The sequence below is a fragment of the Kitasatospora sp. NPDC094016 genome (genome assembly GCF_040304045.1).
Taxonomy (GTDB): Bacteria; Actinomycetota; Actinomycetes; order Streptomycetales; family Streptomycetaceae; genus Kitasatospora.
The window spans coordinates 35,935-50,792 of the sequence record NZ_JBEOUK010000008.1; the positions used below are offsets into that span (position 1 = coordinate 35,935).

16 protein-coding genes are annotated in these 14,858 nt (G+C 73.9%); 7 read left to right on the top strand and 9 right to left on the bottom strand.

What is annotated here, in order from left to right; translation table 11 throughout:
* The first annotated feature begins 74 nt into the window (after window positions 1–74).
* Complete coding sequence (locus ABT015_RS10455; RefSeq protein WP_350878314.1) at window positions 75–1,709, top strand: protein kinase domain-containing protein; 1,635 nt, start codon at window positions 75–77, stop codon at window positions 1,707–1,709.
* 59 nt (window positions 1,710–1,768) lie between these two features.
* On the opposite strand, the gene ABT015_RS10460 is transcribed toward ABT015_RS10455, so the two are convergent.
* From ABT015_RS10460 to ABT015_RS10480, 5 genes are all read right to left on the bottom strand, one after another.
* On the bottom strand, window positions 1,769–2,179 hold the full coding sequence (locus ABT015_RS10460) for a VOC family protein (RefSeq protein WP_350878315.1): 411 nt from the start codon (window positions 2,177–2,179) through the stop codon (window positions 1,769–1,771).
* An 84-nt stretch (window positions 2,180–2,263) separates the two neighbouring features.
* Window positions 2,264–2,797, bottom strand: coding sequence for a potassium channel family protein (locus ABT015_RS10465; protein ID WP_350878316.1), 534 nt, complete (start codon window positions 2,795–2,797; stop codon window positions 2,264–2,266).
* A gap of 98 nt (window positions 2,798–2,895) precedes the next feature.
* Window positions 2,896–4,290: a hypothetical protein gene (locus ABT015_RS10470; RefSeq protein ID WP_350878317.1), complete on the bottom strand. Its 1,395-nt coding sequence runs from the start codon at window positions 4,288–4,290 to the stop codon at window positions 2,896–2,898.
* 151 nt (window positions 4,291–4,441) lie between these two features.
* The gene (gene tatA, locus ABT015_RS10475) at window positions 4,442–4,741 is read right to left on the bottom strand and encodes a Sec-independent protein translocase subunit TatA (protein WP_350878319.1); all 300 of its coding nucleotides are present in this window, start codon (window positions 4,739–4,741) and stop codon (window positions 4,442–4,444) included.
* Window positions 4,742–5,032: 291 nt separating this feature from the next.
* Window positions 5,033–5,602: a methyltransferase family protein gene (locus tag ABT015_RS10480; protein ID WP_350878320.1), complete on the bottom strand. Its 570-nt coding sequence runs from the start codon at window positions 5,600–5,602 to the stop codon at window positions 5,033–5,035.
* Window positions 5,603–5,773: 171 nt separating this feature from the next.
* Here ABT015_RS10480 and ABT015_RS10485 point away from each other — a divergent pair, with 171 nt between their 5' ends.
* Entirely contained in the window at window positions 5,774–6,055 is a 282-nt protein-coding gene (locus ABT015_RS10485) for a type II toxin-antitoxin system Phd/YefM family antitoxin (protein ID WP_244293429.1), read from the top strand.
* 5 nt (window positions 6,056–6,060) lie between these two features.
* Window positions 6,061–6,339 carry a type II toxin-antitoxin system RelE family toxin gene (locus ABT015_RS10490; RefSeq protein WP_063348757.1) on the top strand — a complete coding sequence of 93 codons (279 nt, stop codon included), beginning with the start codon at window positions 6,061–6,063 and terminating at the stop codon, window positions 6,337–6,339.
* A gap of 78 nt (window positions 6,340–6,417) precedes the next feature.
* On the opposite strand, the gene ABT015_RS10495 is transcribed toward ABT015_RS10490, so the two are convergent.
* Window positions 6,418–7,974, bottom strand: coding sequence for an MFS transporter (locus ABT015_RS10495; RefSeq protein WP_350878321.1), 1,557 nt, complete (start codon window positions 7,972–7,974; stop codon window positions 6,418–6,420).
* A gap of 109 nt (window positions 7,975–8,083) precedes the next feature.
* Here ABT015_RS10495 and ABT015_RS10500 point away from each other — a divergent pair, with 109 nt between their 5' ends.
* Window positions 8,084–8,695, top strand: coding sequence for a TetR/AcrR family transcriptional regulator (locus ABT015_RS10500; RefSeq protein ID WP_350878322.1), 612 nt, complete (start codon window positions 8,084–8,086; stop codon window positions 8,693–8,695).
* 38 nt (window positions 8,696–8,733) lie between these two features.
* On the opposite strand, the gene ABT015_RS10505 is transcribed toward ABT015_RS10500, so the two are convergent.
* Window positions 8,734–9,051, bottom strand: coding sequence for a cupin domain-containing protein (locus ABT015_RS10505; RefSeq protein ID WP_350878323.1), 318 nt, complete (start codon window positions 9,049–9,051; stop codon window positions 8,734–8,736).
* 150 nt (window positions 9,052–9,201) lie between these two features.
* Between ABT015_RS10505 and ABT015_RS10510 the strand changes: the two genes are divergently transcribed.
* The gene (locus ABT015_RS10510) at window positions 9,202–9,462 is read left to right on the top strand and encodes a hypothetical protein (protein WP_350878324.1); all 261 of its coding nucleotides are present in this window, start codon (window positions 9,202–9,204) and stop codon (window positions 9,460–9,462) included.
* A 113-nt stretch (window positions 9,463–9,575) separates the two neighbouring features.
* Here the strand turns inward: ABT015_RS10510 and ABT015_RS10515 are convergent, their stop codons facing one another.
* Window positions 9,576–10,733, bottom strand: coding sequence for an acyl-CoA dehydrogenase family protein (locus ABT015_RS10515; protein ID WP_350878325.1), 1,158 nt, complete (start codon window positions 10,731–10,733; stop codon window positions 9,576–9,578).
* A gap of 209 nt (window positions 10,734–10,942) precedes the next feature.
* Here ABT015_RS10515 and ABT015_RS10520 point away from each other — a divergent pair, with 209 nt between their 5' ends.
* Entirely contained in the window at window positions 10,943–12,148 is a 1,206-nt protein-coding gene (locus tag ABT015_RS10520; RefSeq protein ID WP_350878327.1) for a TetR/AcrR family transcriptional regulator, read from the top strand.
* Between the two features lie 35 nt (window positions 12,149–12,183).
* On the opposite strand, the gene ABT015_RS10525 is transcribed toward ABT015_RS10520, so the two are convergent.
* Window positions 12,184–12,507, bottom strand: coding sequence for a hypothetical protein (locus ABT015_RS10525; protein ID WP_350878328.1), 324 nt, complete (start codon window positions 12,505–12,507; stop codon window positions 12,184–12,186).
* A 344-nt stretch (window positions 12,508–12,851) separates the two neighbouring features.
* On the opposite strand from ABT015_RS10525, the gene ABT015_RS10530 reads away from it, so the two are divergent.
* Window positions 12,852–14,801: an ATP-binding protein gene (locus ABT015_RS10530; RefSeq protein ID WP_350878329.1), complete on the top strand. Its 1,950-nt coding sequence runs from the start codon at window positions 12,852–12,854 to the stop codon at window positions 14,799–14,801.
* Window positions 14,802–14,858: the final 57 nt, after the last annotated feature.

A 14,858-nucleotide genomic window follows, 5' to 3' on the forward strand; every position in this document is an offset into this window, starting at 1 on the left:
GGCGGTGCGGCTATCGTGCACAGGTGCACGAGGCGGTCCGGAACACCGGGCACGGCACGTGAGGGGAGTTCCAGGTGATCGGACGGGCGCTGAACGGGCGTTACGAACTCGTCGAGATACTCGGCGTCGGCGGCATGGCCACCGTCTGGCGCGGGCTGGACCACGTGCTGGGCCGCCAGGTGGCCGTCAAGGTCCTCAACGGGGGACTCGCCGACGACCCCCGCTTCGCCGAGCGGTTCAGCCGCGAGGCGCAGCACGCGGCGATGCTGGTGCACCCGAGGATCGTCATGGTCTTCGACTCGGGCGTCGACCAGGGCACGCCGTTCATCGTCATGGAGCTCGTCCACGGCCGTTCGCTCGCCGCCGTGCTGGTGCAGCAGCCGGGCCTGCCGGTGGAACGCGCCGTCGGCATCGCGGCGGCGGTCTGCGAGGCGCTGGCGGTCGCGCACGCGGCCGGGCTGGTCCACCGGGACATCAAACCCGGCAACATCATGATCACCGACGACGGCGGGGTGAAGGTCGTCGACTTCGGCATCGCCCGGGCCGGTTCGTCCAGCAACCTGACCCAGACGGCGAGCGTGCTCGGTACGGCCGCCTACCTGTCGCCCGAGCAGGCCACCGCCTCGGCCCTGGACGGCCGCACCGATCTCTACGCGGTCGGCTGCGTGCTCACCGAAATGCTCACCGGCGAGACCCCGTTCACCGCCGAGACCCCGGTGGCGATCGCCTTCAAGCACGTCAGCGAGCAGCCCCTGCCGCCGTCCTACCGCCGCCCCGGCCTGCCGCCCGCGCTGGACGCGGCCGTGCTGCGCCTGCTCGCCAAGAACCCCGGCGACCGACCGGCCGACGCCGTCGCGGCGCGTGCGGAACTCCTCTCCACCATCCCCGGGTTGGCGGTCGGCGACCCGACGGCGGAACTCCTCGCCACCGCCGCCGCCACCCAACTGCTGCCGCCCGTCAGGCCGGTGAACCCCAACCAGCAGCACACCACCCTGCTGCCGCCGCAGGCCCCGGCCGTCACCTCGCTGATGGCACCCGTCCCGCCGGCCCCGCCGGCCACTTCGCTGATGGCGCCCGTCCGGCAGGGCCCGCCCGCGCCCGCCGGCCGCAACCGCCGCCGCAGCAGGCCCCTCGTCCTCGGCGCACTGGGCGTGGCCGGACTCGCCGGTGTCACCGCCCTGGTCGTCGCCGCCCTGGACGAGCCCGCCGGCAACGCCGCCGCCCCCGCTACCACCAAGCCGCCGGCGGCCACGGCCCCCAGTACCCCGGCCACGGCCCCCAGCACCCCGGCCGCCGCGCCCAGCACCCCGGCCCGCCCGTCCACCCCCGCGGCGACCCCGACACCCACCACCGCGGCCCCCACCACCCCGGCCGGCCTCCCCACGGCCCCCAACCCCGGCGCCCCCGGCAACCAGGGGGCGGCCCTCCAGCTCAACGCCTTCCGCCAGGCCGTCGTCCAGGCCCCGGTCGGGGGCAAGGAGCACGACCGCCAGGCGCAGCTGCTGCGCATCCTCGACGACGCCTCCGCCCGCCTCAACGAGGGCAATCCGGACGACGCGGCCCAGGAGCTCAAGGACGCCCAGAAGGTGATCCGCGACCTGGCCAAGAAGCACGCCATCGACGGCCCCACCTACGCCAACTGGAACGCCCGCCTCGGCGCCCTGCTGATCACCCTGCACGCCACGGCCGCCGACAACCAGGACTGGTGACGCCGGGCCTCAGGCCCCGTCCGACGCCGGCGCGGCGGTTCGGCGCGCGGCCGGACGGCTCAGCGCAGCTCCTGGATGCGGATCAGGTTGCCGGCGGGGTCGCGGAAGGCGCAGTCGCGCATGCCGTACGGCTGCTCGGTCGGCTCCTGGACGACCTCGGCGCCGCCGGCCCGCACCGTCCGGAAGGTGTCGTCGAGGTCCCGGGTGGCCAGCAGGATCCAGCCGTAGGTGCCCTTGGCCATCATCTCGGCGATGGTGCGGCGCTCGTCCTCGGTGACCCCGGGGTCGACGGCCGGCGGCGCCAGGAGGATGGAGGTGTCGGGCCGGTCGGCGGGGCCGACGGTGATCCAGCGCATCCTGCCCTGCCCGACGTCGCCGCGGACCTCGAAGCCGAGGACGTCGCGGTAGAAGACCAGGGACGCGTCCGGGTCGTCGTGCGGGAGGACGCTGGTGTGAATGGTGATGTCCATGGCGCCGATGCTAGGTGTGGCCGCGCGGGCGTGCTTCTCGAATCCTGACCGATCGGGCGCGTCGTCCACAGCCTGTGGACGACGTCACGGCTTGCGGTGGCTCCGGGTCTCGACGTTCGCCCGGATCGCCCGCGACAGCGTCCCCGCCGCCGTGGCGAGGAAGACGAAGGTGTACCCGAGCTGGAGGATCACCACGAGGCGGGGCGCCTGCCCGGCCGGGGTGATGTCGCCGTAGCCGACGGTGGCCAGGGTGACGACGGTGAAGTACAGGGCGTCGAGCCGGGTGACCAGCCCCTCGAACTCACCCGGGCGGGCGGCCATGACGTAGTAGGTCGCGGCGAAGATGGTCATCGCGAGGAAGATCAGGAAGGTCAGCCAGACCACCGGGCGCTTCGCGTCGCCCCGCAGCACGGCGGTGGTCTTCGCCAGCAGCAGGCCGGTCAGGCCGACCAGCGCGGCGACGAACACGAACCAGCTGAGGACGGGGTGGCGGTAGCCGAGCAGGCGCAGGGGGAGGGCCCAGTACGCGAGGATCAGCGCGGTGCAGGCGCCCAGCAGCCAGAGCGCGGACCGCGGGTCGACCCGGCCTTGCGGTGGTGGTGGCTGGCTTCCGGACATCGCGTCCAGCCTGCGGCCGCGCCGGGCCGGCCGCGTCCCGGGCTGCGCCGTCCGGGGGCGTGTCGGCGGCCGCGGCACTGGCCGCCGCCGACCGCCCCTCAGGCGGAGGCCGGGGCTCCTCCGTCCGGTCGGCCGGGTTCGTCCAGCAGTTCCAGCAGGGCCAGGACGGCGACCAGCGCGAGCGCCAGGCAGAGCGTCACCAGCACCGTCGGATAGCTCCACAGCACGAACACCAGTGCCGCGACCGCGACCGCCGTCCAGCCCAGCCAGGCCTTCCAGCGGTGGACGAACCGCCCGACCGGCCCGAGCCGCAGCCCGGCCCGTTCGGCGGTGCTCCGGGCCGCGCCGAGCCCCGCGTGCCAGCCGCCGCGCGCGGTGCGGGCCCAGCGGCCGCCGCCGCTGATCCAGGCGCCGAGCGCGACGACCAGGCCGAGCGCGATCACCACCCGGACGGCGGAGCGCAGGTAGCGCACCAGCGCGTCGTACACCGCCTGGGCGGCCGCCTGGTCCACCCCGGCGGGGAGCCCGTCCAGGTAGACGGCCCGGAACACGCTCAGCCCGATGCCCAGCAGCAGCGCCCCGGCGGCCATCCCCAGCGCCGCCGTGACCACCGCCCGGCGCCGCCGGACCGCGAGCAGCACCCCGCCGACCGCGCAGACCAGCGTGAGCACCGGCATCCAGAAGCCGGCCAGGTCCAGCAGCCGCAGGCCGGTGCGGACCTTGGGGATGGCGTCGGACTGCACCAGCGTGAACGAGGTGTGGATCTCCGGGATCCTCGCGGCCGGCGCGAGCCCGTTGTCGACCAGCGCGGTCTTCACCCGGGCGATCACCGGGGCGAGGTCGAGCACCACGGTGTCGTTCCTGACCTCGACGGCGCCGCCGCCCTGCCCGGTCAGCATCCGGTCGATCGCGGTGTGCGCCTGCCGGTTGACGTCCGTCCAGAGGGTGGCGAAGGCGTCGCTGTCCACCACCCGCTGGACCTGGTTGCGGACGAAGCCGGTGAGCCCGTCGGTGAGGGCCTGGCCGATGCCGTTCAGCAGCGCGCCGAGCTTGGGCCGGTCGTCGGGGGCGATGGTGTCGAGCAGCGAGTCGACCGGGATCCGCGCCACGACCTCGTCGGTGACCCGGTTGGTGACGGCCGCCCTGACCGCAGGGTCCCTGGCCAGCGGGGCCATGGTCGCGACGTACCGGTCGGTGTCGCCGATCTCCGACCTCGCCCACACCGCGACGGCGCTCAGCGGGGTCAGCACGCAGGCCAGCAGGATCAGCAGGACGGCGAAGAGGGAGCGCACCCGGTGGCGGTCCGGACGGGTCGCCAACTGCCGGGTGAGCTGCGCCTGGTGGGCCTCGGCGGCGCTGAGCCGGGCCCGCAGGTCGGCCAGCTCGTCGGGCGATCCGGCAGGCGGTTCGCCGGGGGGCTCGCCCGGCGGTCCGGCGGGTGGTCCGGCGGGTGGTCTGGTGGGCGGCTCGTCGCCCGGTTCGTCGGTGGGCATGCCGCGACTCCGTTCCTCCGGTGGGTGCATACCAGGAGATAACGGATCAGATCGGACGGCCAGTCGGGAGGGCCGTGAGCAGCCCGGATGCAGCAGAAGCCCCCGGCACCGTCATCGGACGGTACCGGGGGCTTCCGGAGGAGAGCGGGACTCAGACGGCCGTCTCGGGCCGCTTCGTCTCGGTGGCCTTGGTCACGTTGGTCGGCGTGACGGCCGGCGGGGTCGTGGCGGCCGGCTGCGGGGCGGCGGTGCTCTGCGCGGTGCCGGCGCTCTGCGCGGCGTCCGCCGCCGGGGCCTCGTCCTCGCGCAGCGCCTTCGTCTCCGCCTTCAGGATGCGCATCGACTTGCCGAGGCCGCGGGCCATCTCCGGCAGCTTCTTCGACCCGAACAGCAGGATGACGATCGCCAGCACCACCAGGAGGTGCCAGGGCTCAAGACCGTTCCGCAGCATCCCTGGCCACCGGTCCCTTCTTGTCTAGAGTCAAGGGTGGGCGAGCGCCCGTGCTGGCCAGTATGCCTGGCGACGACGGCGAACGGATACACCGGCCGGGAAACGCTGGCCAAAAAGCAGGTGCCGTTCGAGCGGAACGCGAGCGCCCGCGGCGGGGGCCGCAGCCGACCCGGTCCGGCTCGCGCACCCGTGACCGGCCCGGACGGCACCGCGCCGCGCAGCACCCGTCCCTCCGGCCCCTTCCGTTCCGTCGCCGGGGCCGCAGCCGGCCACCGCCCGATCGGCGGCGGCTCAGTACACGAAGGGCACGAGTCGTTTCGACGTCCGCCGGTATTCCGCGTATTCCGGCCCGAAAGCGGCCAGCAGCAGCCGCTCCTCGGCGGTGATCCGCCAGCCGTACGCGCCGAGCAGCAGCGCCGGCACCAGCAGGGCCGCCGGCCAGCTGCCCAGGCCGAGCGCGTAGCCCGTCCAGACCAGCAGACTGCCGGCGTAGCCGGGGTGGCGGATCTGCCGGTACGGGCCGCTGCGGACGACGCGCTGGGTGTCCACGGTGCGCAGGGTGCGGGTGTAGTAGCGGCCCAGGGTGCGCATGCCCCAGGCCCGCAGGGCCAGCCCGGCGGCGATCAGCGCGATCCCGGACCAGCGGGCCCAGGGCGGCAGTTCGCCGATCCCGGCGCGGCCGAACAGCACCACGACCAGCACCGCGGCGGCGTAGCAGGCGAGCAGCAGCCGGGTCGAGCCGCGGTCGCGGTCGTCCGCGCGCCAGGTGCCGGCGGCGGAGTCCTCGCGGCGGCGCAGCATCAGCTCGTAGCCGACCCAGCAGAGCATGCCGAGGAGGGAGAGCAGGGTGGTCAGGGGCATACGGCGGCTCCCGGCGAAGAGGAGGGACGGGCCAGGTACCCCTTCACGGTCCTCCCCGGGGGCCGCCGGTGCACGCCCCCGGGGGTGGATGCCCCGCCCTCCACCCCCAGGTGGACCCTCCCGCCCGCCGGACTCGATAAGTAACAGATGTACAACTGCTACATTGACGTCATGAGCGAGCCAGTGATCGAGTCGATGGCCGAGGTCCGGAGCCATCTCGCGGATGTGATCGACCGGGCCCGACGTGACGAGACTCCGACGATCATCACGAGGCGCGGTCGGCAGGAGGCGGTGGTGATCGACATCGCTGAGTACCAGCGTCTGCGGGAAGTCGCCGAGCAGGCCGAGGACGAGTGGCTGAACCGCCTTGCGGACGAGGCGGAGGCAGAGGGCCTCGAAGGCTCCGTGTCGCTGGAGGAAATGGCCGCCATGCTCCGCGAACACCACGGCTGAGCGCGATGGGGTATGTCACGCGGTTCAGTCCTGGCGCGCAACGGGATCTTCTCAAGGTGCCCAGGCCGGACGCTGTCCGCATCCTGCACCGCCTCGCAGAGTTGCAGAAGGCGCTGGACGTCGGCGACACCTCGGGCTTCGACATCAAGTCGCTCCAGGGGCACCAAGCCCGGTGGCGGCTGAGGGTGGGGGACTACCGGGTGCTGTACACCGTCGAGGACGGGGTGCTGATCGTCTGGGTCATGGCGGTCGGCAACCGTCGTGAGGTCTACCGGCACCGGTAGGGCCGGCGGGAACGGCGCAGAGCCCCCGCCCGAGGGGGCGGGGGCTCTCGATGACTCGCGTGGACCGGGCCGGGTGGGTCAGACGGTGACGGCCTCGGCTGCGGCCTCGGGGGCCGGGGCGGCGGCGGGGAGGTGGCGCATCAGGCGGTAGGCCAGCAGGGCGGCGCCGAGGGCGAAGACCAGGCCGACCACCGCGGCGACGTGCAGGCCGTCGGTGAAGGCGGCCCGGGCGGTCTCCAGCAGGTCCGTGCCGATCCGGCCGGGCAGGTGGCCGGCGACGGTGACCGCGCCGCCGAGGGTGTCCTGGGCGGCCCGGGCGGCCTCGCCGTCGACGCCTGCCGGGAGGGCGCCGTCCAGCTGGTGGCGGTAGACGGCGGCGCCGGCCGCGCCGAGCAGGGCGATGCCGAGCGAGCTGCCGAGTTCGACGGCGGTCTCGGAGGTGGCGGAGGCGGCGCCGGCCTGCTCGGCGGGGGCGGCGGAGACGACCATTTCGGCGGTCATGGTCATGGTGCCGACGGTGCCGGCGGCGAGGACGCCCGCCGCGACGAGGATGAGCGCCAGCGGGGAGTGCGCGCCGACCTGCGTCATCATCGCGAAGCCCGCCGCTCCGACCAGGAACCCGCCGCCCATCAGGGCCGCCGGACGGACCTTGCCGGCCAGCGCCGAGCTGGTGCCGACGGCCGCGCCGACGCCGACGCTGGGCACCAGCGACCAGAGCGAGGCGGTGAGCGGGCTCATGCCCTTGACCAGCTGCAGGTACTGCGAGGTGAAGAGGGAGAAGCCCATCATCGCGAACATCGCGATGGTGTTGACGCTGATCGCGCCGCTGAAGGTGCGGATCCGGAACAGGCCGAGGTCGATCAGCGGGTCGGCGGCGGTGCGCTGGCGCCGGACGAACGCGGCGGCCAGCAGCAGGCCGGCCGGGACGGCGAGGGCGGGCAGCGGGCTCCAGCCGTCCACGGCGAGGGTCTTGACGCCGTAGACCAGCGGCAGGATCGCGGCCATCGAGAGCGCGGCGCCGGGCAGGTCGAAGCGGCCGGTGCGGGCGGTGGAGCGGTACTCGGGGAGCAGGACGGGCGCGGTGAGCAGCACCAGGGCCATCACCGGGACGGCGATCAGGAACGCGGAGCCCCACCAGAAGTGGTCGAGCAGCAGGCCGCCGGCGACCGGGCCGAGGGTGGCGCCGGCGGTGAGGACGCCGCCCCAGGCGCCGAGGGCGATCTGCCGCTGCTTGGGGTCGTGGAACATGTTGCGGATCAGCGCGAGCGTCGAGGGCATCACGGTGGCCCCGGCGACGCCGAGCAGGGCGCGGGCGGCGATCAGCTGGCCGGCGGTGTCGGCCCGGGCGGCCAGCAGCGAGGCGCCGATGAAGCCGGCGGCGCCGATCATCAGCAGCCGGCGGCGGCCGATCCGGTCCCCCAGCGAGCCCATGGTGATGAGCAGCCCGGCGAGCAGGAACGAGTACACGTCCATGATCCACAGCTGCTGGGTGCCGCTGGGCGCCAGCGTGGTGGAGATGAAGGGGACGGCGAAGAAGAGCACGCCCATGTCCATGGCGAGGACGAGGGTCGGGAGCAGGAGGACGGCCAGGCCGGTCCATTCGCGACGGCCTGCGCGGCCGGTGGTTGCGGTCATGGGGAAGACGGTACGGGCGTGTCAGACATCTGTCTAGTACGTATGTGTAAATCGCTCGTGCAAGACATTCGTGCAAGACATCTGTGCAGTCCTTCCGTAGGATCGGGTCATGGGAAACCGCGAAGACCTGATGGCCGGCGCCAAGCGCTGCCTGTACGAGAAGGGGTACGGGCGCACCACCGCCCGTGACGTCGCGACCGCCTCGGGCGTCAGCCTGGCCGCGATCGGCTACCACTTCGGTTCGAAGGACGCGCTGCTCAACGCGGCGATGATCGAGGCGATCGGGGAGATGGGGACGGCCCTGGGAGCGGTGGTGTACGCCGCCAACCAGGTGTCCGACGACCCGGAGGAGCGCTTTGTCGCGGTCTGGGACGGCCTCAGGAGCGTCTTCACCGAGCACCGCGGGCTCTGGGCGGCCCAGTTCGAGGCGCTCGCCCAGGCCGCGCACGCGCCCGAGCTGGCGCACGCGTTCGCGGAGGCGCAGAAGGAGGGCCGGCTCGGTCTCGCCGCGCTGTTCCAGGGGCTGCCCGAAGTGCCGGACACCGAGGAGGAGGTCGTCCGCGGCTCCTTCTACCAGACCCTGCTGGCCGGGTACGCCGCCCAGTGGCTGGCCGCCCCCGAACTGGCGCCGAACGGGCGGGACTTCCTGCGCGGGCTGCGGCTGGTCGGCGCGAGCGTGTTCGGCCCCGCGGTGCCGTCACCGCCCGCCACCGCCCGCTGACAACGGCCGGCCGTCGACCGCTCGCGACGGCTGCCGCGCTAGGCGGTGACCACCGTCAGCAGCACCACCGAGTCGACGTGGGCCAGCAGCCCGTGCCGCTCCTGGGGCACCGGCTCCAGCCGTCCGACCGGCAGCTCCTGGCGCCGGCCGGCGATGGTCAGCGAGACCCGGCCGCGCAGCACCTGGATGCTGCCGGCGGTCGGCGGGGTGTGCTCGTCCAGCGAGGTGCCCGCGGTCAGCGCGATCACGGTCTGCCGCAGGACGCCGTCGTGGAGCACCAGGTGGGCGCTGCGCCCGTGCGGGCTCTCGGCCGCCCGGGCGACGTGCTCCACGGCGAGCTGTTCGAGATCGGGCATCGCGCGTCCTCCTGAACCCGGCGTGCCGGGCCGACCGCGGGCGCCCGGACCGGCGCCGTGTGCCCAGGTTCGCGGACGCGCCCGGCTCGCGCACCCGGAGCCGTTCGACGTGCAGCCCCCGGCGAGTGCCCGCATCGTGGAGGCATGGCGATGAACGAGACAGTCTCCGGCGGGTTCCAGGTCAACCGATCGCTGCTGGCCGGCGGCGCGCTGCTCACCGGTATCGGCGCCGTGCTCGGCGTGGCCGGGGCGGCGATGGTGTGCGCGGCGCTGGCCACGGCCGGCCGCAGCTGGGTGCGCAGCCTGGAGACCGCGCCGGCCGCGTTCGCCCAGCGGGCGCTGCGCGAGGCGAAGGTGGCGTCCAGCGCGGGCTGGGAGGCCTGGCGCGCGGAGCACGGTTCGCCCAACTGAGCGCACCCGTCCACCTGAGCCGCACTCGCGCGCCCGCCCGAGTGCGCCCGTCCGGGTGCGGCGGGCCGCCATGGGGGTGCGGCCCGCCGCGGCTGTGGGCCCGCCTGCCCCGCCTACAGGCCGAGCGACTTGGCGATGATGCTGCGCATGACCTCGCTGGTGCCGCCGTAGATCCGGAACACCCGGTTGTCGGTGTAGAGCCGGGCGATCGGGTACTCCAGGATGTAGCCGTAACCGCCGTGCAGCTGAAGGCACTTGTCGATGACGGTGGAGGCCGACTCGGTGCAGAACAGCTTCGTGGCGGCCGCGTCGGCGACGGTCAGCTCCCCCTGCTGGTACAGCTCCAGCGCGCGGTCCACCATCGACTGCTGCGCCACCACCTGGGCCTCGCAGTCGGCCAGGGTGAACTTGGTGTTCTGGAACTCGGCCACCGCCTTGCCGAACACCTTGCGGTCCTTGACGTACTGGAGCGCGAACCGCACCGCCGCGGCCGCCGACGCGTACGCGCTGACGGCGATCGCCAGCCGCTCCTGCACCAGGTTGTGGGTCAGGTAGGAGAAGGCCCGGCCCTCCTCGCCGAGCAGGTTCTCCACCGGCACCTTGACGTCGCTGAACGCCAGTTCGGCGGTGTCCGAGGTGCGCAGGCCGATCTTCTGCAGCTTGCGGCCGACCGTGTAGCCGGGGGACGCGGTGTCCACGCAGAGGATGGACAGGCCGGCCCGGCGGTTGTCCGGGTCGTACGGGGCGGTGCGGCAGACCACCAGGACGAGGTCGGCCAGCACGCCGCCGGTGATGAAGGTCTTGGCGCCGTTCAGGACGTAGTGGGTGCCGTCCTCGGAGAGCTTCGCGGTGGTGGCGATGCCCGCGAGGTCGGAGCCGGCGCCCGGCTCGGTCATCGCGATGGCGGTCATGATGTCGCCGGAGACGAAGCCGGGCAGCCAGCGCCGCTTCTGCTCCTCGGTGGCGTACTCCAGCAGGTAGGGCAGGACCAGCGCGGTGTGCACGCCCGAGGAGCCGAAGCTCACGCCCGCCCGGGCGGTCTCCTCGGTGATCACCGTCTGGTACTTGAAGCCGCTCTCGCCCGCGCCGCCGTACTCCTCCGGCACCTCGATGCCGAAGACGCCGAGCGCGCCGAGCTGCCGGTAGAAGTCGCGCGGCGGGTGGCCGTCGGCCTCCCAGCTCTCGTAGACCGGGACGACCTCGTTGGCGATGAAGTCCCGGATGGTCTCCCGGAAGGCCTCGTGGTCCTCGTCGAACACGGTGCGGCGCACGGCGGCGCTCCCTTCGGTGGTGACCGGCTGCGGGTGCCGGCGGGGGCTGAACGTGCCAGGTGATGGCCTCACAAGTTAATCCCGGGTAGCTTCGGCTGTCCAGGGTCGACGGCTCCGGAAATGGCCGCTGGTCACCGGCGGTCGGCGCCCTCAAGTGAATCCTTGCTAGCCTTCGGTCGGCAGTCCGGAGTGCGGGAGGGGGGCTCACCATGGTGGTCCGACGACCGCCCGGGCGGCGCGCCCAGATCCTCGCCGTGGCGGCCGACCGGTTCCACCGCAGCGGCTACCACCAGGTCTCCATGGCCGAGGTCGCCGCCGGGGCCGGCATCACCGCGCCCGCCCTCTACCGGCACTTCCGCGGCAAGCCCGAACTGCTCGACCGCGCCGTCCGGCTGGGGCTGGACGCGCTGGCCTGCGGGCTGCGCGGGGCCCGCACCACCCGTGACCTCGGCGCCGCGCTGGCCGCCGTCGCGGTCGGACACCGCCCGCTCGGCACCCTGGTGCAGCGCGACGCCAGGCTGCTGCCGCCGGCCCGGCGGGCGGCGCTGCGCCGCGAACTGCGCGCCGACGTCGCGCTGATGACCGCCGTGCTGCGCGCAGGGCGGCCGGAACTCCCGGGGCCGGACGCCGAGTTGCTCTGCTGGTCGGCGCTCTCGGCCTGCACCGGGCTCTCCTACCAGTCGGCCGCGCCGCAGCCGCGCCGCGCCGAGGCGGTGCTGCGTGATCTCGTCGCCGCCGTCCTCGCGGCCTGCCCGGGCGACGCCGCCCTCGCCACCGTCCGTGCCCCCGTCCCCGATCCTGTCGCCCACGGCACGCCGGAGCCCAGGCCGCAGGCGCGCCGGGAGGAACTGCTCGCGGCGGCCGTCCGGCTCTTCCACCAGCGCGGCTTCGACAACGTCAGCACCGACCAACTCGGCGCCGCCGTCGGCATCTCCGGCCCCAGCGTCTACCGGCACTTCGACAGCAAGGCCCAGTTGCTCGCCGCCTCGCTGGTGCGCAGCCGCGAACGGCTCTGGCAGGAGGTGGACGGCGCGTTCGCGGCCGCCGCCGGGCCGGAGGCGGCACTGGTGGCCGGCCTGGGCGCGTACGTCGGCTTCGCGCTGCGCAACGGCGACTACCTGGGCGCGATGCTCAGCGAGACGGAGCGGCTGGCCCCGCCGGACCGCCGGGTCGCGGTGGACTTCCGGCGCGACTTCCTGCGCATCTGGGTCGGCCTGCTGCGGCGGGTCCGGCCCGAGTACGACGCGGTCGAGGCCCGGATCCGGGTCCACGCCCTGTTCGCGCTGGTCAACGACGGGGTGCGGAACCGCCCGCACAGCGCCCGCCCGGACCTCGGGGACTGCCTGCTGCACCTCGGCCGGGCCGTCCTCGGACTGCCCGGAACGGACGGCGGCCGGGTGCCCGCCCCGCGTTGACGGAGCGGGCACCCGGCCCGTGGGCCAGAAGCGCCCTAGCCGACGGCGCCCGGGAAGAAGGCCCGGGCGTCGAGGTTGCCGTTGCCCTGCAGAGCGCCGATGTTGCCGCCGTTGCCGGCCGCGGCGAGGCCGTTGTTCTGGTTGCTCGCGCCCGAGCCGGTGGCCGTCTGCTGGGTGACGACCACGTTGCCGTGGACGTTGCCGATGACGTTGGCGGAGCCGGTGTTGCTCACGACGCTGCTGTTGGAGTGGTCGATGGCACCGGCGCCGTTGTCGGCGTGGGCGCTGGCGGCGCCGAAGCCGACGAGGAGGAACGCCCCGAGGGCGGTGACGGCGGCGGCTGCGCGGATACGGGACACGGTGGTCTCCCTGAGCTGGGGGTGCGAAATGTGGCGCGCTCCGGAGTGGCCGCTCCGTGGCGCCGTTGCCTGACGTCGCACGTTCAGCATTCACCAACAGCGTGGACGAACTCCACCAAACAGGTGGCAATTCCCCCGATGGTGTCATGGTGACGCCGTATCCGGAGATTGCCCGATGGTCGCGGCGAAGGCATCTCCGTCCCTCAAAACCCCTGATGGAGTGACAAGTTGACGCGCAAGACGGCAAGATCGGACAACCTCGGGATGTCAACACAAAGTTGACCGAGTTTTCTCAGGAAGAAAGAAATGGTGGCCGGATAGTCGCACTGGCACACTGGGGACCCATGTCTGAAGGTGCCCCGCCCGAGCCCGCCCCCGCCGAGGATCTGCGTACGACCGAGGTCGATCTCGGCGGACTGGTGAACGTCCTCGCCACCCACCTCTACTCCACCCCGCTGGTCGCGCTGCGCGAACTTGTCCAGAACGCCCACGACTCGCACACCCGCCGACTCCTGGAGGACCCGGAGGGCGACCACCGCCCGTTGATCCGGGTGCGCGGCGACGCCGCCCGGCGGACCGTCTCCATCGAGGACACCGGCGCCGGCCTCACCGAGCCGGAGATCCACGCCTACCTCGCCACCGTCGGCACCGGCTACACCCGGATGCTGCGCGACCTCACCGGCAACCAGGAGTTGATCGGCGCCTTCGGCCTCGGCTTCCTCTCCGCCTTCTCGGTGGCCGACGAGGTCGCCGTCACCACCACCTCGCACCGCGAACCGCACCTCGGCCACCGCTACCGCAGCCGGGGCGGCGAGCAGTACCAGGTCGACCCGGTGCCCGCCCGGCCCCGCCCCGGCACGGTCGTCGAGCTGACCCTCAAGGCCGAACACGCCCACCTCGCCGACGAGGACGCGCTGCGCGACGTGCTCGGCCGGTACTGCGTGCTGCTGCCGATCCCGGTCTACGTCGGCGACGACGAGCAGCCCGTCAACAACGTCGAGGTGCCCTGGCGCCACAGCGTGCCGGGCGACCAGCACGCCGCCCGGATGCGCTTCGCCACCGCCTTCGGCCGCCGCTTCGAGCCGCTCACCGCCTTCCCCGTCCACCCGGCCGAGGGCGGCACCGAGGGCGGCACCGGGGAAGCGGCCGGGGGCGGCACCGACGCGATCGGCCTGCTCTGGGTCCAGGACGGCGGCACCTACGGCAGCAGCGACAACCGCGACCTCGCCGTCTACCTGCGCGGCATGCTGCTCGCCGAGGACGCCCGCGACCTGCTGCCCAGCTGGGCCGGGTTCATCGGCGGCGTGGTCGAGTCCAGCCGGCTCACCCCCACCGCCAGCCGCGAGGACCTCCAGCGCGACGACCACTACCGCGCACTCCAGCGCGCCCTCACCGACGCCATCGTCGACGGCCTGTACGAGACCGCCCGGCTGCGGCCCGCCGCCTGGCGCCGCATCCTCACCCGGCACGGCCAGGACCTGCTCGGCGCCGCGCTCTGCGACGAGCGGCTGTTCACCCTGCTCGCCGACGACGTCCCCGTCCCCACCTCCCAGGGCGACCTCACCGCCGGCGCGCTGCGGGCCGCGGGCGGGGGCGCGGTGCACGTCGCGCTCGGCAGCGGCGGCGGCTTCGAGGAGATGCTGTACCGGGCGATGCGGGTGCCGATCGCCCGCGGCGACCGCTACGCCGTCCTGCCCTTCCTGCGCCGCTACGCCCAGCTGCGCGGCTGCCGCCTGGTCGAGCTGGGCAGCGAGCACGGCGACCGCGAGCTGTTCCGCGACCCGGAGCGTCCGCTGCCGGCCGGCGAGGCGGCCTGGCTGGCCGGCGCCCTCGCCGACGAGGGCGAGCAGCTCGTCCCGGCCCGGTTCGACCCGCCCGGCCTGCCGCTGGTCCTGGTGCCGGACCGCGAGGCCGAGCTGAAGGCCCGGATCGAGGACGACCAGGCCGACGCCCGGATCCCGTCCGCGGCGCTGCGGCTGGCCCGGGCGTTCACCGCCCGCACCGACGGCGAGGTCCGGGCCCGCCTCTACCTCAACCTGTCCTGCCCGGCCGTGCTGGACCTGCTCGCCGCCTACCGCGCCGGGCACACCGGCAGTGCCACGGCGGCGGGGCTGCTCCGCTCGCTCAAGGTGATCATGGCCGCCGCCTCGGCGGGCCCGGCCGGCTCGTCCGGCGGCGACCTGACCGCAGCGCTGTCCGGCGTCGGCACCGCGGTCTCGGCGCTGACCGCCGCCGTCCCGGCCGGCCTGCCGGGCGTCCCGGACACCCTCGGTGCCCTCCCGGACGAGGCGTGACGGACGGATTGTCAGTGGTCCGCGGTAGACATCACATCAGCACGACGCAGGGGGACA